Annotated in this window: 27 protein-coding genes and 3 tRNA genes; 7 read left to right on the top strand and 23 right to left on the bottom strand. The window is 71.8% G+C overall.

The features are described from left to right. Nucleotides 1-16: 16 nt before the first annotated feature. From DTL70_RS24635 to DTL70_RS24615, 5 genes are all read right to left on the bottom strand, one after another. A complete protein-coding gene (locus DTL70_RS24635) occupies nt 17-1231 on the bottom strand; it encodes a cell division initiation protein (RefSeq protein ID WP_114024132.1) in 1215 nt (404 codons plus the stop codon). An 82-nt stretch (nt 1232-1313) separates the two neighbouring features. Next, nucleotides 1314-1793: a pantetheine-phosphate adenylyltransferase gene (gene coaD / locus DTL70_RS24630; protein ID WP_181861076.1), complete on the bottom strand. Its 480-nt coding sequence runs from the start codon at nt 1791-1793 to the stop codon at nt 1314-1316. Between the two features lie 53 nt (nt 1794-1846). After that, nucleotides 1847-2446, bottom strand: a complete 600-nt coding sequence (rsmD, locus tag DTL70_RS24625; protein ID WP_114024130.1) for a 16S rRNA (guanine(966)-N(2))-methyltransferase RsmD — start codon at nt 2444-2446, stop codon at nt 1847-1849. Between the two features lie 158 nt (nt 2447-2604). Beyond that, nucleotides 2605-4791 (bottom strand): ATP-dependent DNA helicase RecG, encoded by a 2187-nt coding sequence (recG, locus tag DTL70_RS24620; protein ID WP_245979693.1) that lies wholly within the window; start codon nt 4789-4791, stop codon nt 2605-2607. Nucleotides 4792-5038: 247 nt separating this feature from the next. Beyond that, nucleotides 5039-6679, bottom strand: a complete 1641-nt coding sequence (locus DTL70_RS24615) for a DAK2 domain-containing protein (protein WP_114024128.1) — start codon at nt 6677-6679, stop codon at nt 5039-5041. A 307-nt stretch (nt 6680-6986) separates the two neighbouring features. Between DTL70_RS24615 and rpmB the strand changes: the two genes are divergently transcribed. Further along, nucleotides 6987-7172: a 50S ribosomal protein L28 gene (gene rpmB, locus DTL70_RS24610; protein ID WP_016470082.1), complete on the top strand. Its 186-nt coding sequence runs from the start codon at nt 6987-6989 to the stop codon at nt 7170-7172. A gap of 84 nt (nt 7173-7256) precedes the next feature. Here rpmB and thiD read toward each other — a convergent pair whose 3' ends face one another. Together thiD and DTL70_RS24600 are read right to left on the bottom strand one after the other, a co-directional pair. After that, nucleotides 7257-8072 carry a bifunctional hydroxymethylpyrimidine kinase/phosphomethylpyrimidine kinase gene (gene thiD, locus DTL70_RS24605; RefSeq protein WP_114024127.1) on the bottom strand — a complete coding sequence of 272 codons (816 nt, stop codon included), beginning with the start codon at nt 8070-8072 and terminating at the stop codon, nt 7257-7259. A gap of 14 nt (nt 8073-8086) precedes the next feature. Next, nucleotides 8087-9136, bottom strand: a complete 1050-nt coding sequence (locus DTL70_RS24600; RefSeq protein ID WP_242754761.1) for a thiamine-phosphate kinase — start codon at nt 9134-9136, stop codon at nt 8087-8089. Nucleotides 9137-9380: 244 nt separating this feature from the next. Between DTL70_RS24600 and DTL70_RS24595 the strand changes: the two genes are divergently transcribed. Continuing rightward, nucleotides 9381-9614, top strand: coding sequence for an Lrp/AsnC family transcriptional regulator (locus tag DTL70_RS24595; protein WP_114024125.1), 234 nt, complete (start codon nt 9381-9383; stop codon nt 9612-9614). Between the two features lie 19 nt (nt 9615-9633). Further along, complete coding sequence (locus DTL70_RS24590) at nt 9634-10143, top strand: DUF3515 domain-containing protein (RefSeq protein WP_342776510.1); 510 nt, start codon at nt 9634-9636, stop codon at nt 10141-10143. An 81-nt stretch (nt 10144-10224) separates the two neighbouring features. Here DTL70_RS24590 and DTL70_RS24585 read toward each other — a convergent pair whose 3' ends face one another. From DTL70_RS24585 to DTL70_RS24575, 3 genes are all read right to left on the bottom strand, one after another. Next, nucleotides 10225-11361 (bottom strand): D-alanine--D-alanine ligase family protein, encoded by a 1137-nt coding sequence (locus DTL70_RS24585; protein ID WP_114024124.1) that lies wholly within the window; start codon nt 11359-11361, stop codon nt 10225-10227. A gap of 111 nt (nt 11362-11472) precedes the next feature. Beyond that, nucleotides 11473-12537, bottom strand: coding sequence for an NAD(P)H-dependent glycerol-3-phosphate dehydrogenase (locus DTL70_RS24580; RefSeq protein WP_114024123.1), 1065 nt, complete (start codon nt 12535-12537; stop codon nt 11473-11475). Then, nucleotides 12534-13379: a lysophospholipid acyltransferase family protein gene (locus tag DTL70_RS24575; RefSeq protein ID WP_114024122.1), complete on the bottom strand. Its 846-nt coding sequence runs from the start codon at nt 13377-13379 to the stop codon at nt 12534-12536. Before DTL70_RS24575 ends, DTL70_RS24580 begins: the two co-directional genes overlap by 4 nt. 271 nt (nt 13380-13650) lie before the next feature. Here DTL70_RS24575 and cofC point away from each other — a divergent pair, with 271 nt between their 5' ends. Together cofC and DTL70_RS24565 are read left to right on the top strand one after the other, a co-directional pair. Then, complete coding sequence (cofC, locus tag DTL70_RS24570) at nt 13651-14322, top strand: 2-phospho-L-lactate guanylyltransferase (RefSeq protein WP_181861060.1); 672 nt, start codon at nt 13651-13653, stop codon at nt 14320-14322. A 9-nt stretch (nt 14323-14331) separates the two neighbouring features. Further along, nucleotides 14332-14535: a hypothetical protein gene (locus DTL70_RS24565; RefSeq protein WP_114024121.1), complete on the top strand. Its 204-nt coding sequence runs from the start codon at nt 14332-14334 to the stop codon at nt 14533-14535. 335 nt (nt 14536-14870) lie between these two features. Here the strand turns inward: DTL70_RS24565 and DTL70_RS24560 are convergent, their stop codons facing one another. The 4 genes from DTL70_RS24560 to leuC all read right to left on the bottom strand — a co-directional run bounded on the left by DTL70_RS24560 (nt 14871) and on the right by leuC (nt 18295). Next, nucleotides 14871-15509 (bottom strand): HU family DNA-binding protein, encoded by a 639-nt coding sequence (locus tag DTL70_RS24560; protein WP_114024120.1) that lies wholly within the window; start codon nt 15507-15509, stop codon nt 14871-14873. Between the two features lie 124 nt (nt 15510-15633). Then, nucleotides 15634-15888: an SCO5555 family protein gene (locus tag DTL70_RS24555; protein ID WP_114024119.1), complete on the bottom strand. Its 255-nt coding sequence runs from the start codon at nt 15886-15888 to the stop codon at nt 15634-15636. Between the two features lie 356 nt (nt 15889-16244). Then, nucleotides 16245-16838 (bottom strand): 3-isopropylmalate dehydratase small subunit, encoded by a 594-nt coding sequence (gene leuD / locus DTL70_RS24550; RefSeq protein ID WP_114024118.1) that lies wholly within the window; start codon nt 16836-16838, stop codon nt 16245-16247. A gap of 32 nt (nt 16839-16870) precedes the next feature. Beyond that, nucleotides 16871-18295, bottom strand: coding sequence for a 3-isopropylmalate dehydratase large subunit (gene leuC, locus DTL70_RS24545; protein ID WP_114024117.1), 1425 nt, complete (start codon nt 18293-18295; stop codon nt 16871-16873). Between the two features lie 170 nt (nt 18296-18465). Here leuC and ndgR point away from each other — a divergent pair, with 170 nt between their 5' ends. Further along, nucleotides 18466-19182: an IclR family transcriptional regulator NdgR gene (ndgR, locus tag DTL70_RS24540; protein WP_114024116.1), complete on the top strand. Its 717-nt coding sequence runs from the start codon at nt 18466-18468 to the stop codon at nt 19180-19182. A gap of 174 nt (nt 19183-19356) precedes the next feature. Here the strand turns inward: ndgR and DTL70_RS24535 are convergent, their stop codons facing one another. Further along, the gene (locus DTL70_RS24535) at nt 19357-19851 is read right to left on the bottom strand and encodes a DUF4188 domain-containing protein (RefSeq protein WP_114024115.1); all 495 of its coding nucleotides are present in this window, start codon (nt 19849-19851) and stop codon (nt 19357-19359) included. A 96-nt stretch (nt 19852-19947) separates the two neighbouring features. On the opposite strand from DTL70_RS24535, the gene DTL70_RS24530 reads away from it, so the two are divergent. Further along, nucleotides 19948-20601: a MerR family transcriptional regulator gene (locus tag DTL70_RS24530; RefSeq protein ID WP_114024114.1), complete on the top strand. Its 654-nt coding sequence runs from the start codon at nt 19948-19950 to the stop codon at nt 20599-20601. A gap of 46 nt (nt 20602-20647) precedes the next feature. On the opposite strand, the gene DTL70_RS24525 is transcribed toward DTL70_RS24530, so the two are convergent. The 8 genes from DTL70_RS24525 to DTL70_RS24490 form a co-directional block, all read right to left on the bottom strand. After that, nucleotides 20648-20720: transfer RNA gene (locus DTL70_RS24525), tRNA-Glu, on the bottom strand. Nucleotides 20721-20755: 35 nt separating this feature from the next. Continuing rightward, nucleotides 20756-20828, bottom strand: a tRNA-Glu gene (locus DTL70_RS24520). A gap of 39 nt (nt 20829-20867) precedes the next feature. Beyond that, nucleotides 20868-20939 (bottom strand) — tRNA-Gln (locus DTL70_RS24515). 179 nt (nt 20940-21118) lie between these two features. Continuing rightward, a complete protein-coding gene (gltX, locus tag DTL70_RS24510; RefSeq protein ID WP_114024113.1) occupies nt 21119-22648 on the bottom strand; it encodes a glutamate--tRNA ligase in 1530 nt (509 codons plus the stop codon). Next, the gene (locus tag DTL70_RS24505) at nt 22638-23423 is read right to left on the bottom strand and encodes a fumarylacetoacetate hydrolase family protein (RefSeq protein ID WP_114024112.1); all 786 of its coding nucleotides are present in this window, start codon (nt 23421-23423) and stop codon (nt 22638-22640) included. Before DTL70_RS24505 ends, gltX begins: the two co-directional genes overlap by 11 nt. Nucleotides 23424-23577: 154 nt before the next feature. After that, the gene (locus DTL70_RS24500) at nt 23578-24174 is read right to left on the bottom strand and encodes a GTP-binding protein (RefSeq protein WP_114024111.1); all 597 of its coding nucleotides are present in this window, start codon (nt 24172-24174) and stop codon (nt 23578-23580) included. Further along, on the bottom strand, nt 24155-24985 hold the full coding sequence (locus DTL70_RS24495) for a DUF742 domain-containing protein (protein ID WP_114024110.1): 831 nt from the start codon (nt 24983-24985) through the stop codon (nt 24155-24157). Before DTL70_RS24495 ends, DTL70_RS24500 begins: the two co-directional genes overlap by 20 nt. Before the next feature lie 95 nt (nt 24986-25080). Then, a complete protein-coding gene (locus DTL70_RS24490) occupies nt 25081-25494 on the bottom strand; it encodes a roadblock/LC7 domain-containing protein (RefSeq protein ID WP_037792627.1) in 414 nt (137 codons plus the stop codon). Nucleotides 25495-25499: the final 5 nt, after the last annotated feature.

Raw genomic sequence — 25499 nt, 5'->3', positions numbered from 1 at the left:
CACCGGCGCGGCAGGATCAGCCGCCGTGCCCGTGCCGCTGCTCGTACGCCCTGACCTGCTCGATGTCGATCATGCTCGTGTCGAACAGGCTGGTCTCGTCCAGCTGCGCCTGCTGCGGGTGCGTCTGCTGTGCCTGCGCCGAGTAGGCGGGCTGCTGGACCTGCTGCGCGTAGTACGGGTCAGGCTGCTGTCCGTAGCCGTAGAGGTCCTGCTGCTGCGGGTAGTACGCGTTCTGCTGGGCGTACGCGGCGTAGGGGTCGTGCTGCGGTACGCCACCGTCATAGGGCGACGGCTGCGGCTGCTGGACGTAGTACGGGTCCGCGGCGGGCGGCGGGGACTGCGGCTGCGGCGGCAGGTGCGCGGGCTGCGGCGGCTGCACCTCCTGCGCCCCCTGCATCTGCTGCATCTGCTGCGCCTGCTGCGCCTCGTGCAGCTGCTGTGCCGGGTCCTGGCCCGGCAGCGGGGCGTTCCCCTGCGCGGGCCCCCCGGCGGCCACCGGGTCGGCGTGGGCGAGGCCCGCCAGGTAGTCGGAGTCACTGGCGTGCGCCGCGTAGCCCTCCGCTCCGTCCTGCGCCGCCATGTGGGCGGCCAGCTCGTCGACGGGCTCGTGACCGCGCAGCTTGAGGCGGCCGCGGCCGACGGCCTCCAGCGTCTTGCCGAGCACCGCCGAGACCGAACCGAGCCGGGCCTGCACGTAGTCGTCCGCACGGCGTTGCAGTTCGTGCGGGTCGGCGGTGCGCTCGGGAGCGTCCTGCGCGTACTGGTCGCTCCACTCCTCGGCGCCGGGGCCGCTGCCCAGCAGCTTCTCCCGGCCGCGGTCGACCGAGCCGATCGTCTTGGAGAGGACCACCTCGAAGTTGGCGAGCTTGCTGTCGACGTAGTCGTCCGCCTCGACGCGGATCTCCTCGGCCTCCCGGCGCGCCTCGGCCAGGATGCGGTCCGCCTCCTGCTGGGCGTGGCGGGCGACCTCGGTACCGGTCACCAGTGAGGCGCGCTCGGCCTGAGCCGTCTCGATGATGTGCTGCGCCTCCTGCCGGGCACCGGCCACCACCTGCTCACGGCCGCCGAGCACCTCGCGGGCCTCGGCGAGCGAGCCCGGCAGCGCCTGGCGCACCTCCTCCAGCAAGGAGAGGAGTTCGGCCCGGTTGACCACGCACGAGGCGGACATGGGCATCGAGCGCGCGCCGTCGACGGTCGCGACGATCTCGTCGAGTTTCTGCTGTACGTCCACGGTGGTGACTGTACGGCCCGTCAGCGCCGACTCGTCACCCCTTCCACGGGTTCCACAGGTTCCGTCCCGCGCACAAGGGACCTCAGCGCTTGCTCAGCCGCTCGGCCAGCACCGCGTGGACGGTCTCGGGCACCAGGTGCGAGACGTCGCCACCCCAGGCGGCGACCTCCTTGACCAGGCTGGAGGAGAGGAAGCTGTAGGTCGGGTTGGTCGGCACGAAGAGCGTCTCGACGCCGGAGAGGCCGTTGTTCATCTGCGCCATCTGCAACTCGTAGTCGAAGTCGCTGACCGCGCGCAGCCCCTTGACGATGGCGGGGATGTCCCGGTCCTTGCAGAAGTCGACGAGGAGCCCGTGGAACGCCTCCACCCGCACGTTCCCGAAGCTCTCGGTGACCCGCTGGATCAGGTCGATCCGCTCCTCGACGGTGAAGAGGCCCTGCTTCGACTTGTTGATCATCACGGCCACATGGACCGTGTCGTACAGCCGGGAAGCGCGCTCGATGATGTCGAGGTGGCCATTGGTGATCGGGTCGAAGGACCCCGGACAGACGGCGCGGCGCACGGGCACTTCCTCGCTCTCCTCACAGCGGGCCCCATGTCCCGCTTCAGGTGGTCTCAGCATGACGCGCGGGTAACTTCCCGCGCGGCGGCGCGACCGTACCAAAGCGTTCCCTCGCCGTAACGACGGGACCGCAGCCCCTCGAAACCCTCCGGCCAGCGGAATTCGCCGCCCCTTGTGCTGCGCTCCACGGTGGCCAGCGCGTCCTCGGCCAGCCAGTGTCCGTCCCGGAGTGTGAGCAGTATCTCCCCCAGAGCGTCGTCCGTCACCGCGTACGGCGGATCGAGGAACACCAGGTCGTACGGGTGCTCGGGCGGCTCCTGGGCCACGGTCCTGGCCGCCTTGCTCTGCCGCACCTCGGCTCCCGGCAGCCCGACCGTGCGCACGTTCTGCCTGATCGTGCGCACCGCCCCGGCGTCCGGCTCGACCAGCAGCGCGTGCGCCGCACCGCGCGAGAGCGCTTCCAGACCGACCGCGCCGGAGCCCGCGTACAGGTCCAGCACCCGCAGCCCCCGCCACGCGGCCGCGCCGCCCAACTGGGCCTCCCAGCTGGAGAACAGGCCCTCACGGGCCCGGTCCGAGGTCGGGCGGGTGCCCGTGCCCGGCGGCACGGTCAGCCGGCGGCCGCCGGCGGCTCCGGCGATGACGCGGGTCATGGGTGGCGGGTCCTTCGCTGGTGGGGTCCTCTTCGGCTCCAGGATCCCACGCGCGGCACCGGGCGGGCGCGGCGCGAGGAGGTCCTCCGGCGCCCGCGAGAGCCGCGACAGCAGGACGGACGACCGGGCACCCCCGTGCCCGGATCCCCGCGGGGCGCTCAGCCCTTGTCCAGGTACTCCTCACGTTCGGCGTCCAGCAGCGCGGCCAGTGCCGTACGCAGCTCCGGATGGCGCTCCAGGCCGGGATCGTCGGCGACCAGTTGCGCCGCCTCGTCGCGCGCCTCGGCGATGACGTCCTCGTCGTCGATGACGGCGAGCATCCGCAGCGAGGAGCGCACCCCGGACTGCGCCTGCCCCAGCACGTCGCCCTCCCGGCGCTGTTCGAGGTCGATGCGGGAGAGCTCGAAGCCGTCGAGGGTGGCGGCGACGGCGTCCAGCCGGGTGCGCGCGGGGCTCTCGGGCGGCATGTCGGTGACGAGCAGGCACAGGCCGGGGGCCGCGCCGCGTCCGACGCGGCCGCGCAGCTGGTGAAGCTGCGAGACGCCGAAACGGTCGGCGTCCATGATGACCATGCCGGTGGCGTTGGGCACGTTCACACCGACCTCGATGACGGTCGTGGCCACCAGCACGTCGACCTCGCCGGCGGCGAACCGCCGCATCACGTCGTCCTTCGCCTCCGGCTGCATCCGTCCGTGCAGCGCCTCCACGCGCAGTCCGGCCAGCGGCCCGGTGGCGAGCTGCGCGGCGATGTCGAGCACGGCCAGCGGGGGCCGCTTCTCCTCGCCGTCCCCCTCCTCCCCCGCCTCGGGGTCGTCGACCTCCTCCAGCTCGGCGACGCGCTTCTTGCCGGCGCCCGGCGCCTTGCCGTCCTCGTCGTCACCGATGCGGGGGCAGACGACGTACGTCTGGTGCCCCGCCTCGGCCTCCTCCCGCACCCGCTCCCAGGCGCGCGAGAGGAAGTGCGGTTTGTCCTTGGCGGGGACGACGTGGGTGGCGATCGGGGAGCGTCCGGCCGGAAGCTGATCGAGGACGGAGGTCTCCAGGTCGCCGAAGACGGTCATGGCCACCGTCCTGGGGATGGGCGTCGCCGTCATCACCAGCAGGTGCGGCGGCTGCTTGCCCTTGGAGCGCAGGGCGTCGCGCTGCTCGACACCGAACCTGTGCTGCTCGTCCACCACGACCAGGCCCAGGTCCTCGAAGGTGACCTTGTCCTCGATCAGCGCGTGGGTGCCCACCACGATCCCGGCCTCACCGGTGGCCAGGTCCAAGAGCGCCTTCCGCCTGGCGGCCGCGCCCATGGAGCCGGTCAGCAGCACCACCTTCGTGCCCTGCTCCGCGCCGCCCAGCATGCCGCCCTCGGCGAGCTCGCCCATCATCTCGGTGACGGACCTGTGGTGCTGCTGGGCGAGGACCTCGGTGGGGGCGAGCATCGCCGCCTGACCGCCCGCGTCGACGGTGGCGAGCATGGCCCGCAGCGCCACCAGCGTCTTGCCGGAACCGACCTCGCCCTGCAGGAGCCGGTGCATCGGGTGCTCGGTGGCCAGGTCGGCGAAGATCTCACGGCTGACCTGCTGCTGCCCCTCGGTGAGGGTGAACGGCAGCCGCGCGTCGAACGCCTCCAGCAGCCCGCCGGGGGTGGGGCGGCGGGGCACGGCGGGCAGCTCCGTCTCCTTGGCCCGGCGCCGGGCGAGAGCGACCTGGAGGACGAACGCCTCGTCCCACTTGAGGCGGGCGCGTGCCTGGCCGATGTCGTCCTTGGTGCGCGGACGGTGCACCTTCTCGAACGCCTCGGGCAGCGGGAGGAGCCCGCGCTGGGCGCGGAGCGTCTCGGGCAGCGGATCGGTCAGCCCGCGCCAGCCGGTGGCCTCCAGCGCCGTCAGCAGTGTGGCGACCGACTGCTCGATACTCCAGGACGTCAGCTGCCGGCACGCCGGGTAGAGGGGCAGCAGCGCGTTCGCGAAACGCTCCACCGTCTCCTGGCCGCTCTCCTCGTCCAGCAGTTTGTAATCCGGGTGGGAGAGCTGGAGCTTGCGGTTGAACACCCCGACCTTGCCGGCGAACATGCCGCGCTTGCCGGGCAGCAGCTCCCGCTGGTGGTAGTGGACCGAGCGGCCGAAGAAGACGAGCTGGAGCCGGCCGCTGCCGTCGGTCAGCGTGACCTCCAGGCGCTGCCCCTTGCCCCGGTTGAACTTGTGCACCCGCGCGTCGTGGATGCGGGCGACGACCGTGACGTGCTCGTCCAGCGGCAGCTCGGACAGCCGGGTCAGCTCTCCGCGCTCGGCGTATCTGCGCGGGTAGTGGTGCAGCAGATCGCCGACCGTGTGCAGGCCGAGGTGGTCCGCCATGGCCTTGGCGGTGTTGCCGCCGAGCAGTGCTTTGAGCGGCTCCCGGAGCGGTTCGCTTCGCGTCGTTTCGATCGAGGGCACGGCACCATCTTGGCGGACGGGTGTGACAACGTCCGCGTCACTCGCCAGGAGCGGAAGCATCACGGCCGGGCCGGGCCGGGCCGGGCCGGTGCCGTGACGGGCCCGGCCCGCGCCCGTCACGGCACCGCGCCCGCCCGCGCCTGTGCTCGACGCCGCCGAGCAGCGCCTACTCGACGCCGATGAGCAGCGGGGCGTCGTGCTGCCTTCCCTCATACACGACGGTGTCGACGGCCAGGTGCCCGGCGCGTACATAGGCCTCCAGCTCCGAGGCCAGGCCCCGCGGCGCGTCCGCGCCGAGCACGAGGGTCACCAGCTCTCCCCCCGGCGCGAGCATCCGGGCGAGCACGTCCTTGGCGACCTGCGCGGTGCCGCCTCCGATGAGGGCGACATCGCCCTCGACGAGTCCGAGCACGTCCCCGGCCTGGCAGACACCGGCCGAGGTCCACGCCTGCCGGGTGGCGAGGGTCACCTCGCCGTACCGCGTCGCGCCGGCCGCCGAGGTCATCGTGACGACGTCCTCGTCGAAGCGGCGGTCCGGCTGGTGCACGGCGAGCGCGGCGAGTCCCTGCACGGCGGCGCGGGTGGGGATGACGGCGCACCGGATGCCCTCGGTGCGGGCGGCGTCGGCAGCCCGCGCCGCGACGGTGTGGAGCCCGCCGCCGTTGGGCAGCAGCGCCACCTCGCCGGCGCCCGTGGCCCGCACCGCCGCGAGCAGCGCTTCCTCGTGGGCGGCCTCGGGCGCCGGCAGCGCGCTCGCGCCCGCGTCGCGGCACAGCGCCGCCAGCCCCTCTCCGGGTACGACGGCGACGACGGCACGCCGCGCGGGCGCCGTCCCGGGCGCCGGGCCGGCCGCCCGGTCGCTTCGCGGTGCGCCCGGCGGCACGGGCAGGTGGGCGATGCGGATGCGGTACGGGCGTCCGGCGGCCAGGCCCGCCTCCACGGCCGCCCCCGCGTCGGCGACGTGGACGTGGACGCTCCACAGGCCTTCACCGCCGCCGATGACCAGGGAGTCACCGAGCGGATCGAGGCGGTGGCGCAGCGCGTCGAGGGCACCGGGATCGTCCGCTTCGAGGAGGTACATCACCTCGAACTCGGAGCGGGAGGGTGCGGGCTCCCCGCGGGAGGGGCCGCAGGGCGCCGCAGGCACGGACGACTCGGATACCCCGGATGACTCGGATGTCTCAGACGACGACGCGGACGGCCCGGGCGGCGGGGGCGCCTGCTCCCCCAGCGCCGCCCACAGCGCCCCCAGCAGGGCGGTGAGGCCGAGCGCGCCGGCGTCCACGACGCCCGCTCTGGCCAGCGCCGCCAGTTGCCCCGGGGTGGCGCTCAGCGCCTCGTTCGCGGCGGCGGCCGGATCGCCGCCCGCCTCGGCCGCGTCCGCGGCGGCCGCGGCCACCGTCAGCATCGTGCCCTCCACGGGGTGGGCGACGGCGGCGTGCGCGGCCCGAGCGGCGCCGCGCAGCACCGCGGCGAGGCCGCCGCCCTCGGTACGGCCCCGTGCCATGCCCCGCAGGTACTCGGCGAGGATGGTGCCCGAGTTGCCCCTGGCACCGAGCAGCGCGGCGTGCGCCATCGCGCGCAGCATCCGGCCGCCGTGCTCCTCGTCCCCCGCCGCGGGGGGCGCCTCCGTGGCCGGGACCGCCTCCGTCGCGGCCTCGAAGGTGAGGCACAGGTTGGTGCCGGTGTCGCCGTCGGCGACCGGGAAGACGTTGATGGCGTCCATGCGCGCGCAGTGGGCGCGCAGTGACTCCCGGCCGAGGGCGCACCACCGGCGTACCGCGGCGGCGTCGAGCGGTTGCGGCACGTGACCTGACCTCCTCGTGGGGAGCGCGGGCCCCCTGGGCGCCTGCGCGGACGGTGGGGCGCTCGGGGAGGCTGTTGTGGGGGAAGGCTAGTGCGGCCCCCGACGGAATCCCAGGTCGGGGCCGGGATGCAGGGGGGCCGGATTCCCCCGGTTTCCCTGTTCGAGACCGGCCGTTGTATGCTGCTCCGGTTGCCTGATCCGGATGGTTTGTTCCGGTCGGCGACGATCTCCCTGGCGCGCCCGGTCACTCGTGGTCCCGCGTGGCCGGGATTCACCGTACGTGTATCTGAAGTCTTTGGAGTGACCCGTGGCTGCGAACTGCGACGTCTGCGGCAAGGGGCCGGAGTTCGGCAACAACATCTCCCACTCGCACCGCCGCACCCGCCGTCGCTGGAACCCGAACATCCAGCGCGTGCGTGCCGTGGTCGGCGGGACGCCGAAGCGCCTCAACGCCTGCACCTCGTGCATCAAGGCCGGCAAGGTCTCGCGCTGACGTCACCGACGTAACCGCGCGGCCCACGCCGAGCAGAACGAAGAACCGGCCCGCTGTGAGCGGGCCGGTTTTCTGCGTGTGCTCTCAGCGCTCCGCCAGCCGCCAGCCGTGGTGCACCGGACCCAGCCCCGAGCCCAGCGGGAAGCCCGCCTCGATGGCGCCCGTCGTGTACTCCTTCGCGGCGCGCGCGGCAGCCGGCACGTCCAGCCCCTTGGCCAGCGACGCGGCCAGGGCGCTGGCCAGGGTGCAGCCGGTGCCGTGGGTGTGCCGGTTCTCCCGGCGCGGGGCGCGCAGCCAGTGTTCCCGCGTGCCGTCGGTGAGCAGGTCGACGGCCTCGCCCGGCAGGTGCCCGCCCTTGATCAGCGCCCAGCGCGGCCCGTAGGCGAGCATCGCGGCCGCGGCCTCACGCATGCTGTCCTCGCCGGTGACCTGTACGCCGGTGAGCTGGGCCACCTCGTCCAGGTTGGGGGTGACGACGGTGGCGAGCGGCAGCAGTGCGGAGCGCACCGAGTCGACGGCGTCGCCGGCCAGCAGCGAGTCCCCGTGCTTGGAGACGCCCACCGGATCGACGACGACGGGGGCCTGCGTACCGGACAGGAGTTCGGCGACGGTCTCGACCAGCGCCGCCGAGGCGAGCATGCCCGTCTTGACGGCCTGCACCCCGATGTCCCCAACGACGCTGCGGTACTGCGCGCGGACGGCCTCGACGGGCAGTTCCCAATAGCCCTGCACCCCGAGCGAGTTCTGCGCGGTGACGGCGGCGATCACGCTCATGCCGTGGGTGCCCAGCGCGAGCATGGTCTTCAGGTCGGCCTGGATACCGGCGCCGCCGCCGGAGTCGGATCCCGCGACGGTCAGTACCAGCGGCGGCCTGCCGGGGCGGGGGTTCACATCGTCCATGGCACCGACGGTACTCAGCCGTCGATGTCGTCCGAGAAGTGGTCCCAGCCGCCCGTCCTGGTCCAGGGCGCGCCGTCGACCGTCACGTGGGGCAGCGCGGAGGGGGCGAGGACCTCGCCGATGACGCGCCAGCGGGCGGGGAGCTTCTGTTCGCGGGGGAAGGTGGCGACGATCGCGTGGTCCTCACCGCCGGTGAGCACCCACTGGAGCGGGTCGACGCCGACGGCCTGGCCGATGTCGGACATCTGCGCGGGGATGTCGAGGTCGGCGGAGCGGATGTCGATGCGGACCTTGCTGGCCTCCGCGATGTGCCCGAGGTCGGCCACCAGCCCGTCGCTGACGTCGATCATGGCGGTGGCACCGAGCCCGGCGGCGGCGGGGCCCGCGTGGTAGGGGGGTTCGGGGCGCCGGTGGGCCTCGACGAAGGCGCGCGGGGAGCGGAAGCCGCGGGTGAGGACGGCGTGCCCGGCCGCCGACCAGCCCAGCCATCCGGTGACGGCCACGACGTCGCCGGCGCCGGCGCCTGAGCGGGTGACGGGGTCGGTGTTGCGCAGATCGCCGAGCGCGGTGATGGACAGGACGACGCTGTCGCCGCGCACCACGTCGCCGCCGACCACCGCGGCGGAGGCGACCTGCGCCTCGTCCCGGATGCCGTCCATCATCTCGGTCGGCCAGTTGGCGGGCAGGTCGACGGGGACGACGAGGCCGAGCAGCAGGGCCGTGGGGTAGGCGCCCATGGCCGCGATGTCCGCCATGTTCTGGGCCGCGGCCTTGCGCCCCACGTCGTAGGCCGTCGACCAGTCGCGGCGGAAGTGGCGCCCTTCGAGGAGGACGTCCGTGGTGGCGACGACACGCCTGTCCGGCGCGGCCACCACCGCCGCGTCGTCGCCCGGGCCGATCCGTACGGCGGTCGTGGAGGTCAGCCGGGAGGTCAGCTCCCGGATCAGCCCGAACTCCCCCAGCTCCCCCACGGTCCCCTTGGCCCGCTCCCGCACCGGGCCGTGGGGGGCCTGGGCACCGGAGGGTGAAGGCCCTGGCGCGGTACCACCGTTCAGATCACGCATTGTCGTGCCCCTTTTCGCTTCCGTCGTTGCTCGCGCGCCGGTCGTGCGCGGATGGTGTGCCGTGCGCGGAGGTCCCCCGCCCGCGCCCCCCTCGTACGCCGTCGGCGCGGTGTACCGCACCGCCGCCGGGTGCCGCCTCGCCGCCACGAGGACGGCCCGGTGGTCTCCCGATGGCCGGGGTGACGCGGTACGGTGGCGTCTCTCTCTCGCCCCGCATGATCCTCGCGGCCCCCTGGGAGGTTCCGTGGTACAGGCGTTCGTCTTGATTCAGACCGAAGTTGGCAAGGCTTCGACCGTCGCGGAGATCGTCTCCAAGATCCCGGGCGTGATCCAGGCCGAGGATGTAACGGGTCCGTACGATGTGATCCTGCGTGCCCAGGCCGACACGATGGATGATCTCGGCCGCATGGTGGTCGCCAAGGTCCAGCAAGTGGAAGGCATCACCCGCACTCTGACCTGCCCCATCGTCCATCTCTGAGCCCCCGTATGCTCGCCCGGTGAGGATTCGACGCCGGGCCTGCCCTCGTTCCGTTCCCGTCCGTTACATCGCCGCTTGCGGCCTGGCCGCCGTGGCCGCCTCCGCCTGTTCGGTCACCGGTGACGCCGGACCCACGCCCCCCAGCCCCTCAGGCAAGGCCGCGCAGGCGTGCCGGACGCTGCACGACGCGCTGCCCGAGAAGGTCGTCGGGCAGCAGCGCGGCGAGGCCGAACCCGCCTCGGACTACACGGCCGTCTGGGGGGATCCCGCCATCGCGTTGCGCTGCGGGGTGCCACGGCCCGCCAGGCTCACGCCAGGCAACGAAGAGTACAACCCCACCACCGAGGCGGCGGAGGTGAACGGGGTGTCCTGGATGATGGAGAAGCGGGACGACGGCTACCGCTTCACCACCACGGAGCGGGCCGTCTACATCGAACTGACCGTTCCCGACGACTACGCCCCCGAAGTGAGCCCCTTGGCCGACCTCAGCGAAGCGGTCAAGCGTTCGGTCCCGAAGAAGACGAGCTGAGCGCCCGCGCGCTCTCCCCTGCCGCCGCGCGGGCCCGCGCGAGAACCGCTGCTGCCGCGCCCGCGCGGACCCCGAAGCGGCTCAGCGCAGGCCGGTCGAGCGGGTGAGCGCCGCCTGGATGAGGCGGTCCACCAGCTCCGGATAGCCGACGCCGGTCTCCTGCCACATGCGCGGATACATGGAAATCGGCGTGAAGCCGGGCATCGTGTTGATCTCGTTGATGACGAACTCGCCGTCCTCGCACAGGAAGAAGTCGGCCCGCACCAGCCCCTCGCAGGAGGCCGCCTCGAAGGCCGCCACGGCCAGTTCGCGCACCCGCGCCGTCTGCGCTTCGGTCAGCGGCGCGGGGACGATGCCGGAGGCCGAGTCGATGTACTTGGCCTCGAAGTCGTAGAAGTCGTGCTCGCTGACCGGCGGGATCTCCGCGGGGACACTGGCGCGCGGACCGTCCTCGAACTCCAGGACGCCGCACTCGATCTCCCGGCCGCGCAGCAGCGACTCGACGATGATCTTCGGGTCGTGGCGCCGCGCGACCTCCACCGCCTCGTCCAGCTCGCCCAGGCCACCGACCTTGGTGATGCCCATCGAGGAGCCGGCACGCGCGGGCTTGACGAAGACCGGCCAGCCCTGTTCGGCAGCGAAGTCGACGATCTTCTTGCGCGCCCCCGCCGGATCCCTCTCCCACTCACGCGGCCGCACCGTGACGTACGGGCCGACCGGCAGCCCGAAGGAGGTGAAGATCCGCTTCATGTACTCCTTGTCCATGCCGACCGCCGACGCCAGCACACCGGCGCCCACGTACGGCACCCCCGCCAGGTCCAGCATCCCCTGGAGGGTGCCGTCCTCACCGTAGGGACCGTGCAGCACGGGGAAGACCACGTCGACCTCACCGAGCGTCTTGGGGACCTGGCCCGGCTCCGTGTGGACGACCTCGCGGCTCGCGGGCGAGACCGGCAGCAGTACGCCGCCGGTGTCCGACTCGGCCAGCTGCTCGACACTGGGCAGGCTGCGGCCCTCGATCGCCATGCGGGCCGGATCGTCGGCGGCCAGCGCCCAGCGTCCGTCCGCGGTGATGCCGATGGGCAGCACCTCGTACTTGTCGCGGTCGATGGCGCCCAGCACCGCGCCGGCCGTCAGGACGGAGATCTGGTGCTCTGAGTTGCGGCCGCCGAAGACGACGGCGACTCGGGGCTTGGGGGCGGGGCTCTGGCTGCTCATAACGCTGGGACTTTACCGCGTCGGGCCCGCGCCGCCGATGCGGACGCCCCGTTGCGCCCGCACCCGGCGCACCCGGATCCCGCGGGCGGCTCCGTGCCCCGCAGGACCCTTTCAGGCCCGCTCGGGTTTGGCACTGCGGGACATCAGTTCCTTCAAAGCCACGTGCGGCGACTTGCCCTCGTGGACGATCCCCACGACGGTCTGCGTGATCGGCGTCTCCACGCCGTGCCGCCTGGCCAGGTCGAGCACCGACTGGCAGGACTTGACGCCCTCCGCCGTCTGCTGGGTGACCGCGATCGTCTCCTGGAGCGTCATGCCCCGGCCGAGGTTGGTGCCGAAGGTGTGGTTGCGGGACAGCGGCGAGGAACACGTCGCGACCAGGTCGCCCATGCCGGCCAGGCCCGCGAAGGTGTGCGCCTCGGCCCCCATGGCAAGACCGAGCCGGGTGGTCTCGGCCAGCCCTCGGGTGATCAGCGACGCCTTGGAGTTGTCGCCGAGCCCCATGCCGTCGGCGATGCCCACCGCGAGCGCGATGACGTTCTTGACGGCGCCGCCCAGCTCGCAGCCGACCACGTCGGTGCTGGTGTAGGGGCGGAAGTAGGGGGTGTGGCAGGCGCTCTGCACGGCCCGCGCCGCCTCCTCGTCCGCGCAGGCGGCCACCGCGGCGGCGGGCTGGCGGGCGGCGATCTCCCGGGCGAGGTTGGGGCCGGTCAGCACGGCGACCCGCTCGGCCGGCGCCTCGGCCACCTCCTCGATCACCTCGCTCATGCGCTTGGCCGTGCCCAGTTCGACGCCCTTCATCAGGGAGACGAGCACGGTGCCGGGATGCAGCAGCTCACGCCACGACTCCAGGTTGGTTCGGAGCGTCTGGGAGGGCACGGACAGCACCGTGAAATCGGCGTCCCGCGCCGCCTCGGCGGCCTGCGTGGTGGCCCGCACCCCTGCCGGGAGTTCCACGTCGGGGTGGTAGCCGGGGTTGCGGCGCGTGGTGTTGATCGCCTCGACGACCTCGGGCCTGCGGCCCCACAAGGTGACCCGGCATCCGGCGTCGGCGAGCACCGCCGCGAAGGCGGTGCCCCAGGAACCCGTACCGAAGACCGCGGCCTTCCTCGGGCGTTCCCCTGCCTCCCGCGCGTCCCCCCGCTCCCGGTGCCGGTCTTCCTCGCTCGCCCTCACGCGTTCTTCTCTCCCTCTGCCGCCTCGGCCGCGGCCGGAGCCGGACCGGGCTCGTCGTGCTCGTGGCGCGCGGCGCCCGTGCTCTTTCCCGAAGAACGCTGCTCCCGCCGCAGAGCGGCCGCCTTGCGCATGTCGAAGCGCTCGGCGGGCGCGGCCTCGCCGCGGACGACGGCGAGCTGCTCGGTGACGGCGTCCATCATGACGTCCGTGACCTCGCGCAGCACCTCGGCGGTGGGCTCCCGGTCGTAGTAGGCGGACAGGTCGACCGGCGGGCCCGCCTGCACGGTGAGGGTCTTGCGGGGGAAGAGCCGCAGCTTCTTCTCCCTGGCGTACGGCGGCATCGCCAGGTTGGCGCCCCACTGGGCGACGGGCACGACGGGCGCCCTGGTCAGCAGGGCGACGCGGGCGGCACCTGTCTTGCCGGCCATCGGCCACATCTGCGGGTCGCGGGTGAGGGTGCCCTCCGGGTAGAAGGCCACGCACTCCCCCTTCTCGATCGCCTCCACGGCGGCCCGGAACGCGCCCACCGCGTCGGTGGACTCGCGGTAGACGGGGATCTGGCCCGTACCCCGCATGACGGCGCCGACGAAACCCCCCTTGAACAGGCCGACCTTCGCCAGGAAGCGCGGGACGCGACCGGTGTTGTACTGGTAGTGGGCGTAGGAGAGCGGGTCGAGATACGAGTTGTGGTTGACGACGGTGATGAAGCCGTCGTCACGGGGAATGTTCTCCATTCCGCGCCAGTCCCGCTTGAAGAGGAGGATCAGCGGCGGCTTCGCCAGGAAAGCGGCGAGCCGGTACCAGAAACCGATCTTCCTGCGTTTACCGTCACTCCCCGCCATCGTGCGCCCCCTTGTTCCCCTTCTTCCCGTTGCTCCCGGCATGTGTGGCCGGTGGTCGCGGGTTTGCTCCCGGTGCGGGCACGATGAGGCGGGACACCCGGACACCATCTCCTTCAGGGGGCTCCTTGTGGGGCCCATCCACGTGGGGGGCCAATCGACAACCGCACAAGTGTCGCCACCAACCGCCCCGCTGTCGAGCACACTGTCCGTGCCCGGTCGCGGGGCACACGGTAACCCCGCCCCTGCGCCGACGCCGGGCGGGCAGGCGAGAATGGGGCCGATGCAGCCCCATGTGACGCCCGTGGACTGGACCCTCGTGGTACCGCTGAAGCCTCTGACTCGGGCCAAGAGCAGGCTGACGGGCGCCGTCCCCGGCGTTCCCCTGCCGCAGCTCGCGCTGGCGTTCGCCGAGGACACGGTGCGCGCCGCGCTCACCTGCGCCGCCGTGCGGGATGTGGTGGTTGTCACGGACGATCCGCTGGCCGCACGGGCGCTGGAGGTGCTGGGCGCCCACCGGGTGCCGGACGAACCGGGGGACGGCCTCAACGCCGCCCTCGCCCACGGTGCGGGTGCCGCGCGCGCCCGGCACCCGCACACGGCCCTCGCCGCGCTGAACGCCGATCTCCCCGCCCTGCGCCCCGCCGAATTGGCGCGCGTGCTGAATGCGGCCGCACAATTCCGCCGCGCTTTTCTGCCCGACGCCGCGGAAATCGGAACAACGCTGTTGACGGCCCTGCCAGGCGTCGCGCTTTCCCCCGCTTTCGGGGGCCCCTCACGAGCCCGGCACCGGGCGTCGGGGGCGTGGGAACTGGACGCGCGGCGGGTGCGCAGCGTGCGCCAGGACGTGGACACGCCCGCCGACCTGCGCGCCGCGCTGGCACTGGGTGTCGGCGATTCCACCGCGGGACTGCTGGCGAGGCGGGCGGCCGACCGCTGCGGCTAGGCTTCCGCCATGCAGGCCACGGCATACACCTACGATCCGGACTCGCGCTCGGGCAGCGTACTGCTCGACGACGGCACCCCGCTCACCTTCGACGCGGCCGCGTTCGACGCGGGCGGCCTCCTGCTGCTGCGCGCGGGACAGCGCGTGCGGATCGAGACCGAGGGCGACGGAACGGACCGCCGCGTGACTCTGGTGACGCTGCAGACCCTGTGAACGGGTGTCCGGGGACCCGGTGAACGGCTGCCCGGGCGTCTTCACGGGCTCGGCGCGCTCCACTGGCTCAGCCCTCCACAAGCTCAGCGCGCTCCACGGGCTCAGCGAACTCGTGGGGCCAGGCGCGCTCGGCGCTCGGCGCGCTGCGCGGGCTCGGTACAAGGTGCGAGGGGCCGAACGGCCGCGGGCCGGGCTCCCCCGAGGGAGCCCGGCCCGGCGTTGCCGACGCGGCATGGTGCCGCCTGGTCCCTTTCCCGGGGCCCTGGTCCGGGAGAGGGATCGTTTCGCCCCGCCTGCGGGCGGGGCGGCGGAGTGCGGTGTCCGCCTCCGCGTCCTTACCGCCTGCGCGAGGTGGTCTTCTTCGCGGTGGTCTTGCGCGCGGCCGTCTTGCGGGCCGGCGCCTTCTTGGCGGTGCTCTTCTTCGCCGGGGCCTTCTTGGCCGTGGTCTTCGCCGGGGCCTTGGCCGGCGCCTTCTTCGCGGTGCTCTTCTTCGCCGTGCTCTTGGCCGGGGCCTTCTTGGCGGGGGTGGCCTTCTTGGCGGTGGTCTTCTTCGCCGCCGGAGCCTTCTTGGCCGTGGTCTTCTTGGCCGTGGCCTTCTTCGCGCCGGCCTTCTTGGCCGTGGCCTTCTTGGTGGCCGTGCCGCCGGTGAGGCTGCCCTTGGGGGCCTTCTTGACCGCGACATCGTTCTTGGGGAGCTTCTTCGCGCCGCTCACCAGTTCCTTGAAACCGGCACCTGCGCGGAAGCGCGGCACCGAGGTCTTCTTGACCCGGACGCGTTCACCGGTCTGCGGATTGCGAGCGTAACGGGCCGGGCGGTCGACCTTCTCAAAGGAGCCGAAGCCGGTGACCGAAACACGCTCACCGGCGACAACCGCACGGACGATCGCGTCCAGTACGACATCGACCGCCTTGGCGGCGTCCTGGCGTCCACCGAGGTCATCTTGGATAGCTTCAACGAGCTGCGCCTTGTTCACGTCTTCCCCTTCGGAGACATTGCCGGAACGAATGTGTTCAGCTTTTTCGCACGTTAGGCAGATATATACCGCAAATCAAACACGAAACGGGCGAATCACCCTTGTGTCGCAACGAACTCGCCCGTCACGGAGTTCCGTCCGCGCACACGTCCCCCCGCCCTGCGGTGAATCGTCCCTCGTCGAGGTCGGCCATCAGACGCTCCAGACGCCGTTCGGCATCGGCGAGATCGTGTTTGGAAGCCGCGGTGATGACGAGCAGCTTCCGGGTCAGCGCGACCCGTGCGCTCTGTGGGATTTGCGGGGAGCGCACTCGGGAGTGCGCCTCCTTGAGTCGGGCGGCGAGTCGGTCGTAGATCTCCAGTTGACCGTCGCGTTCCATGCGGTGATTGTGCCATCTGGGGTGAGTTGTCGCTTCCAGCGGGTCAACGTCGGGCGGGTCCTCACGAGGTGTGGACGGCAACTCGACTGGGCAGCAGCCGAGTTGACCCCCTCGCGACGAGTCGGGCTGGCGCGTCGCGAACGGCACTGTTCTTTGGTGCGACAAGAGCCGACGTCAAGACTAATTCACGTCATTCAGTGGCGCACGTGTGCTCCTGTCTGCGTCAGCGCGTCACTACGGCACCGCCTTCCCGGGCCCCCGCATCCCCGAGCCCCCGCGGCCCGCCCGCACAGCACCGCGCCCCCACCGGATTGCGGCGGGGGCGCGGAGAGGTTCTGACAGGCGGTGAAGGGGGCTCAGGCGGCCAGCGTCCGGGGCTTGAAGGCCGCGCGGGAGGCCTCGAACTCCGCGATGGCCTCCTCGTTCTTCAGGGTGAGGCTGATGTCGTCCAGCCCCTCCAGCAGCCGCCAGCGCGCGTTCTCGTCGAGCTCGAAGTCCGCCTCGACGCCGGGGGCCACGACCTTGCGGTTCACCAGGTCGACGGTCACCTCGGCGGTCGGCTCCGCCTCCGTCAGCTCCCACAGCGCGTCCACCGTCTCCTGCGGCAGCACGACCGTGAGCAGGCCGTTCTTCAGCGAGTTGCCGCGGAAGATGTCGGCGAACCGGGAGGAGATGACGGCCTTGAAGCCGTAGTTCTGCAGGGCCCAGACCGCGTGCTCGCGCGAGGATCCCGTACCGAAGTCGGAGCCCGCGACCAGCACCGTGGCGCCCTGGTGGGCCGGCTGATTGAGCACGAAGTCAGGGTCCTTGCGCCAGGCCTCGAACAGCCCGTCCTCGAAACCGTCGCGGGTGACCTTCTTCAGCCAGTGCGCGGGGATGATCTGGTCGGTGTCGACGTTGCTGCGGCGCAGCGGTACGGCCCGGCCTGTGTGGGTGGTGAAGGCTTCCATCTGTTGCGTCTCCCTCGGGTGCCTTGCGCTTGTCAGACCGTTGCCGGTTCGCGTACGTCGGCCAGGTCGGCGGGCGAGGCCAGATGGCCCAGTACCGCTGTCGCCGCCGCGACCTGCGGCGACACCAGGTGGGTGCGCCCGCCCTTGCCCTGCCTGCCCTCGAAGTTGCGGTTCGAGGTGGAGGCGGCGCGCTCACCCGGCTGGAGCTGGTCGGGGTTCATGCCCAGGCACATCGAGCATCCTGCGTGCCGCCACTCGGCGCCGGCGGCGGTGAACACCTTGTCCAGCCCCTCCTCGACGGCCTGCAGCGCCACCCGGACGGAGCCGGGTACCACCAGCATCCGCACACCGTCCGCCACGCTGCGGCCCTCCAGCACGGTGGCCGCCGAACGCAGGTCCTCGATGCGGCCGTTGGTGCACGAGCCGACGAAGACGGTGTCCACGGTGACCTCGCGCAGCGGCTGACCGGCGCTCAGGCCCATGTACTCCAGGGCCTTCTCGGCGGCCAGTTTCGCACTGACGTCCTGGAAGGTGGCCGGGTCCGGCACCGCCTGGGACAGCGGGGCGCCCTGGCCCGGGTTCGTGCCCCAGGTGACGAACGGCGCCAGTTCGGAGGCCTCGATGACCACCTCGTGGTCGAAGACGGCGTCCTCGTCGGTGCGCAGCGTCTTCCAGTAGGCGACCGCCGCCTCCCACTCCTCGCCCTGCGGGGCGTGCTCGCGGCCCTCGACATAGGCGAAGGTCGTCTCGTCCGGGGCGATCATCCCGGCGCGGGCGCCCGCCTCGATGGACATGTTGCAGATCGTCATCCGGGCCTCCATCGACAGCTTCTCGATGGCCTCACCGCGGTACTCGATCACATAGCCCTGGCCGCCGCCGGTGCCGATGCGGGCGATGATCGCCAGGATCAGGTCCTTGGCGGTGACGTCCTCGGGCAGCTCGCCGTTCACGGTGACCGCCATGGTCTTGAACGGCGCCATCGGCAGCGTCTGCGTGGCCAGCACGTGCTCGACCTGCGAGGTGCCGATCCCGAAGGCCAGCGCCCCGAAGGCGCCGTGGGTGGAGGTGTGGCTGTCGCCGCAGACCACCGTGGTGCCCGGCTGCGTCAGCCCCAGCTGCGGGCCGACGACGTGGACGACGCCCTGCTCGACGTCGCCCAGCGGGTGCAGCCTGACGCCGAAGTCGGCGCAGTTCTTGCGCAGCGTCTCCAGCTGGGTGCGTGAGACCGGGTCGGCGATCGGCTTGTCGATGTCCAGGGTCGGGGTGTTGTGGTCCTCGGTCGCGAGGGTCAGGTCGGTGCGCCGCACGCCGCGGCCCGCCTTGCGAAGGCCGTCGAAGGCCTGCGGGCTGGTCACCTCGTGGAGCAGGTGGAGATCGATGAAGAGCAGGTCCGGCTCGCCTTCCACGCGCCTGACGACGTGGTCGTCCCAGACTTTCTCCGCGAGTGTGCGTCCCATCGCTTTCCCTCCGGCCGGCAGCGCTGCCGACCACATGTCGAGATGCTTTCCGCCGCCCCAGCCTTCGGCCGGGGGGGGGACCCCCAGGAGCGGCGGCCGTCCTTCAAGGTTGGCGGGTCGCCCGGAAAATTGAACTTGCGTTTCACACTATGAGACGCGAGTATCGACGCATGGACAACTCTAGCGGCGTCGGCGTTCTCGACAAGGCGGCTCTGGTACTGAGCGCTCTGGAGTCCGGTCCGGCCACCCTCGCCGGGCTGGTCTCCGCGACCGGGCTCGCGCGCCCCACGGCGCACCGGCTGGCGGTGGCCCTCGAACACCACCGCATGGTGGCCCGCGACATGCAGGGCCGCTTCATACTCGGCCCGCGGCTGGGCGAACTGGCCGCGGCGGCGGGCGAGGACCGGCTGCTCGCCTCGGCGAGCCCCGTACTCACCCACCTACGGGACGTGACCGGCGAGAGCGCCCAGCTCTACCGGCGCCAGGGTGACATGCGCATCTGCGTCGCCGCCGCCGAACGCCTCTCCGGGCTGCGCGACACCGTCCCGGTCGGCTCCACGCTGCCGATGAAGGCGGGCTCGGCCGCGCAGATCCTGATGGCCTGGGAAGAGCCCGAGCGGCTGCACCGCGGGCTGCAGGGCGCCCGGTTCACCGCCACCGCGCTCTCCGGCGTACGGCGCCGGGGCTGGGCCCAGTCGATCGGCGAGCGCGAACCGGGCGTCGCCTCCGTCTCCGCGCCCGTGCGCGGCCCCTCCAACCGCGTCGTGGCCGCCGTCTCCGTCTCCGGCCCGATCGAGCGGCTGACCCGCCACCCCGGCCGCATGCACGCCCAGGCCATCGTGGACGCCGCTGCCCGCCTCAGCGAGTCCCTGCGCCGCCCGAGCTGACGCCCCTCACGGGCCGGCCGCACCGCCGGCCGCTCCGTCGCGTACCGGACCGCGTCCGCCGACTTCCGAGCCGGCGGACGCGGTCCGGCGTGTGAGGGACACCGCACACTCCGCGACGTCACCGGACGACCCGGGCGGATCGTGCGCCGCGGGACCGCCCGGTGACGTCGGGCGTCACGCTTCCGCTCCGGCCGCCAGCCGCTGGGCGGCCCGGTCGCGGCCGCTCCTGACGGGCACCGCCTGGTGCGCCGCCGCCAGTCCGTAGCGCGGCATGTCGACATAGACGGCTTCACGGAAGCCCGCGGGCACCGCGTACGTCTCGTGCCAGATGCCGACCGCGCCGTCGGCGGCCCTGGCCCGGCGGTTGAACGCGGCCCACGCCGGCCGGTGTTCCAGGTCCCCGGCCGAGGCGTAGGACAGCAGTTTGCCGGTGGACTCCCAGTACTGGAGCACGGCGAATTCGCGCGGCCCACTGAGGAGGACCCTGTGGGCGAGCAACCCGTGGGCCGGTTCGGCCGCCAGTTCCCGCATCATGCGCGGCATGGCCCGGAACACCGGCAGCCACGCGCGAACCGCCCGGAAGCGGTTGATCCGCATGCCGATGAGGAAGACCACCACGTCTCCCTCCGCCTCGGCCGTCATCCGCCCCCGCAGTACGGCATCACTCATGAGACCCCTCCCTGGGCCGACGCTTTGGATAGTGTCACTACCCATGCTTGGATAGTGACACTATCCAGACGTGAGCGCCAGGGGAAATGAGAAACGATGCGGCTGGCCGAACTCAGCGCCCGCAGCGGTGTGTCCACCGCGACGATCAAGTTCTATCTGCGTGAGGGCCTCCTTCCACCGGGCCGACGACTCAGCGCCACCCAGGCCGAGTACGACGGCACGCACCTGCGCCGGCTACGGCTGGTGCGCGCGCTGATCCAGGTGGGCGGCGTCCCGGTGGCCACGGCGCGTGAGGTGCTCGCCGCCGTGGACGACGAGGGACTCACCCGGCACGACAGGCTGGGCGCCGCGGTATGGGCCATACCCCAGCCCGCACCCGCACGCACCCGCGAGGCCACGGCCGAGGAGACGGCAGCCGCCCGCACGCAGGTCGCAGCGCTGCTCCAGCGGCTCGGCTGGCCATCGGAGGACCTCGACTCCCCGCCGGGACAGGCCCTGGTGCGCACCGTCGCGGCGCTGGCCGGCCTCGGCTACCCGCACGACGCGGAAGGACTGCTGCCCTACGCCCGGGCCGCGGAGCGCGCCGCCGAAGCGGATCTGGACATGCTGGAGCACTTCACGAGCGAGGAGGAGCAGGTGGAGGCGAGTGTGGCGCTGACAGTGCTGCACGAGCCCGTACTGCTCGCCCTGCGGCGGCTGGCGCAGGCCCAGGAGTCGGCCCGGCGCACCGGGCGGCCGGAGGAGTGGTGAGAACGCCGAAGGCCCCGCACCGAGGTGCGGGGCCTTCGTGATCGAGTACCCCCGACCGGATTCGAACCGGCGCTACCGCCTTGAGAGGGCGGCGTGCTAGGCCGCTACACAACGGGGGCCCTACCTGCGATCCCGGCCTGTCGGACGGAATCCGTACCCCCGACCGGATTCGAACCGGCGCTACCGCCTTGAGAGGGCGGCGTGCTAGGCCGCTACACAACGGGGGCCTCGATCTCACGGAGGGCGTGACCTGCGCGCGGACCTTGCTGGGCTACCAGGACTCGAACCTAGACTAACTGAACCAGAATCAGTCGTGCTGCCAATTACACCATAGCCCACCGAAACGCAACCCCTGAACCGCAACCGGCTGCGGGGATCTTGTCTGGGTGGCCGCCTCCGGATCCGGCCTTTTCGGCCTGCCCCGTTCGGCGACAGGAAGAACATTACCCGATGGAAGACGGTGCTCCAAAACGAGTTCCGCCGGGCCCGCCACGGAGCACCGTCTTCCGTCCAAGGCCTACGAGTCCAGCTTCGCCAGGGCCGCGTCGACCCGCTCCAGAGTGCGGTCCTTGCCCAGCACCTGAAGGGACTCGAACAGGGGCAGGCCCACGGTGCGGCCCGTGACGGCCACGCGGACGGGCGCCTGGGCCTTGCCCAGCTTGAGGCCGTGCTCCTCACCGGCGGCCAGCACGGCCTCCTTGAGCGCGTCGGCGGACGTCCAGTCGGCGATGTCCAGCTTGCCGCGCGCCGTGCGCAGCAGGTCGGCCGAGCCCTCCTTCATCGCCTTCTGCCAGGACTTCTCGTCCTCGACGGGCTGGTCGAGGAAGAGGAAGTCGACGTTGTCGGTGATGTCGGAGAGCACCGTGAGCCGGGTCTGGGCGAGTGGAGCCAGCTCCTCGAACGCCTGCTGGGAGAAGTTCTGCGCCGGCCACGGCGCGTAGGGGGCCTTCAGCCACGGCGCGCAGGCCGCGACGAAGTCGCCCAGCGGCAGCTCCCGCAGGTGCGTGGCGTTGATCGCCTCGCACTTCTTGAGGTCGAAGCGCGCCGGGTTGGCGTTGACCTCGTGGATGTCGAAGGCGGCGACCATCTCGTCCCGCGAGAAGATGTCCCGGTCCTCGGAGATCGACCAGCCCAGCAGGGAGAGGTAGTTGAGCAGCCCTTCGGGGAGGAAACCGCGCTCCCGGTAGAGGTTGAGCGCGGACTGCGGGTCGCGCTTGGAGAGCTTCTTGTTGCCCTCACCCATGACATAGGGCAGGTGTGCGAACTCCGGGACCCGTTTGGCGATGCCCAGCTCCATCAGCGCCCAGTACAGGGCGATCTGGCGCGGGGTGGAGGAGAGCAGGTCCTCGCCGCGGAAGACGTGCGTGATGTCCATCAGCGCGTCGTCGACCGGGTTCACCAGCGTGTAGAGAGGGGCGCCGTTGGCACGCAGGATGCCGTAGTCGGTCACGTTCTCCGGCTGGAAGGTGATCTCGCCGCGTACCGCGTCGGTGAAGGTGATCGGCTCGTCCGGCATCCGGAAGCGGACGACGTGGCTGCGGCCCTCGGCCTCGTAGGCGGCGATCTGCTCGCCGCTCAGGTCGCGGCACGCGCCGTCGTAGCCGGAGGGGCGGCCCTCCTTGCGGGCCTGCTCGCGGCGCTGCTCCAGCTCCTCGGCCGTGCAGTAGCAGGGGTAGGCGTAGCCGCCGTCCAGCAGCTTGCGCGCGACGTCCGCGTAGATGTCCATCCGCTGGGACTGGCGGTAGGGGCCGTGCGGGCCGCCGCCCGCGACGAAGCCGTCCCTTGAGACCTCAGGCCCCTCGTCCCAGTCCAGGCCCAGCCAGCGCATCGCGTCCAGCAGCTGCTGGTAGGACTCCTCCGAGTCGCGGGCCGCGTCGGTGTCCTCGATGCGGAAGACCAGGGTGCCGCCCGTGTGCCGGGCGTACGCCCAGTTGAACAGGGCGGTACGGACCAGGCCCACGTGGGGGTTGCCGGTCGGGGAGGGACAGAAACGTACGCGGACGTCCGTGCCCGCGGTCCCTTCCCTCCCGGAGAACTCAGTAGTCACGCTTGATCACCTTGTTGGTGAGAGTGCCGATTCCTTCGATGGTGACGGCGACCTCGTCGCCGACGTGCAGGGGACCGACACCCGCGGGGGTGCCGGTGAGGATGACGTCGCCGGGCAGGAGGGTCATCGCCTCCGTGATGTGGACGATCAGGTCCTCGACGGACCTGACCATCTCGCTGGTACGGCCGAGCTGGCGCTGTTCGCCGCCCACCGTGCACATGATGCCGACGTCGGCCGGGTCGAGGTCGGTCTCCGTCCACGGGCCCAGCGGACAGGAGCTGTCGAAGCCCTTGGCGCGGGCCCACTGCTTCTCCGTGCGCTGGACGTCGCGCGCGGTGACGTCGTTGGCGCAGGTGTAGCCGAGGATGACGTCCCGCGCGCGTTCGCGGGGCACGTCCTTGCACATGCGGCCGATGACGACGGCGAGCTCCGCCTCGTAGTGCAGCTCGGAGGAGAAGGAGGGGTAGGCGATGGGATCGCCGGGGCCGATGACGGAGGTCGAGGGCTTGAAGAAGGTGACCGGCGTCTCGTCGACCTCGTTGCCCATCTCCTTGGCGTGTTCGGCGTAGTTCCGCCCGATCGCCACGACCTTGTTGGGGAGGGTCGGCGGGAGCAGCCTCACCTTGTTCAGGGGGAGCTTGTGGCCCGTGCGCTCGAACTCCGCGAAGGGGTGGCCCTTGATGATGTCGAGGACGGGGCCCTCGGAGGTCGAGGGCTCGCCCTCCACGACGCCGAAACCCACGGTTCCGTCCAGGGAGAATCTTGCGATGCGCACGGGGGTCCTTTGGTACCGGTGTCAATGGCTGGGACCCCAGCGTATTCCACCGGGCGCGCAGGGCGGGGCCGGGTGTTTTCGGCCCGTGCCCCGCCCCCTCGCTCTCCGGGACTGCCTTCTCGAGGTGCCCTTGGACGGGCCGGCCGCGCGCTCCTCAGCGCAGCCGCGCCATCAACGCGTGTTCCACCAGGGTGATCAGTGCGCTCTTGGCGTCGGCGCGGTGGCGGGCGTCGGTGATGATGATCGGGGCGTCGGGGCCGATCTGCAGCGCCTCGCGGACCTCTTCGGGAGAGTAGGGCTGGTGCCCGTCAAACCCGTTGAGGGCGATGACGAACGGCAGCCCGCTGTTCTCGAAGTAGTCCACCGCGGGGAAGCAGTCCGCCAGCCGGCGGGTGTCCACCAGCACCACGGCACCGATGGCACCGCGCACCAGGTCGTCCCACATGAACCAAAACCGGTCCTGACCCGGCGTACCGAACAGGTACAGGATCAGGTCCTGGTCGAGCGTGATGCGGCCGAAGTCCATCGCCACCGTCGTGGTGGTCTTGTCGGCCGTGTGCGTGAGGTCGTCGATACCGGCCGAGGCTGAGGTCATCACGGCCTCGGTGCGCAGCGGGTTGATCTCCGAGACCGCGCCGACGAAGGTCGTCTTGCCCACGCCGAAGCCGCCGGCCACCACGATCTTCGCGGAGGTCGTCGAACGGGCTGTCGTATCCCCGACGGGCCCGGCGCTAGAGCTTCCGAAGTCCACTGAGCACCCTTTCGAGCAGTGTCACGTCTGGCTGGCCGTCGGCGGTGGTCTCGTCGCCACCGGGCTGGTGGATGGCCACGAGCCCCGCTTCGGCCAGGTCGGCGACGAGAATCCGGGCGACGCCGAGCGGGATGGTCAGGAGTGCGGAGATCTCGGCGACCGACTTGATCTCGTAGCACAGGCGGCAGATCCGCTGGTGCTCCGGGAGCTGGCCCTGGAGCTGGGCGGGGTCCGCCGTGGTGTGCACCAGTGCCTCGATGGCGAGCTGGTAGCGGGGACGGGTCCGGCCACCCGTCATGGCGTAGGGGCGCACCAGCGGCTGCTGCGGGGGCGGGGAGTGTTCGACGCCGCGCTCGTTGGCGGCCGACATCTCACCGTGCGTGGGCTGCACCGGCTGGATACGGGACTGCTGGGGTCGCCGCTGCTGGGGCTGCGGAGCCTGGTGCGGCGACTGGGGGTGGGGCTGCGGCTGCTGCGCCCCCTGGTCCGGCTGCGCCGGGTGCGGAGGCTGGGCCTGGTGGGGCGGCTGCTGGCCGTACTGGGGCTGGGCGGGGTGCGGAGGCTGCCCGTGGAGCGGCTGCCCGGGCGGCTGCTGACCCTGGTGCGGCTGCTGCTGACCCTGGTGCGGCGCGTGCGGCTGGGGGCCGCCGGGTCCGGCGGGCCGCTGGACGTGCTCGCTGGGCGCCGAAGGGAAGTTGAAACGGTTCAGGAAGGGCGCGTCCCCGCCCGGGGCCGCGGCCGACTGGACGTCCTGCGGCTGGTCGGCATGACCACTGCCGTACGACGACGGACCTCCTGGGGGCGTTGCCACGTTTCCTCCTCCGACTCACGGACATACGGCCGTCTGCGCTGACGGCACCTTATGGCGCCCGGACGCGATGCGCACGGCCGCGGGTCAGTTGTGCCCTAGTTGAGAAGACTGCCCTGCAGTTCCGCCCGCAGATCCGGGGTCAGGACGCCTCCCGCACGGTCGACCAGCAGGGCCATCTCGTAGCCGACCAGACCGATGTCGGCCTCCGGGTGGGCGAGGACGGCGAGCGAGGAACCGTCGGAGATGGCCATGATGAAGAGGAAGCCGCGCTCCATCTCCACCACGGTCTGGTTGACGACGCCGCCCTCGAAGATGCGCGACGCACCGGACGTCAGCGAGGTCAGTCCCGAGGCGACCGCCGCCAGTTGGTCGGCGCGGTCGCGGGGGAAGCCCTCGGACATCGCGAGCAGAAGTCCGTCGGCGGAGACCACCACGGTATGGGACACCCCGGGGGTGTTCTCCACGAAGTTGGTGATCAACCAGTTCAGGTTCTGCGCCGCCTGGCTCATCGGGC

Source organism: Streptomyces diacarni (assembly GCF_003323715.1).
Classification (GTDB): Bacteria; Actinomycetota; Actinomycetes; order Streptomycetales; family Streptomycetaceae; genus Streptomyces; species Streptomyces diacarni.
Note: the sequence above shows the minus strand (reverse complement) of the source record. Positions and strands in the feature narration are given on the sequence as shown.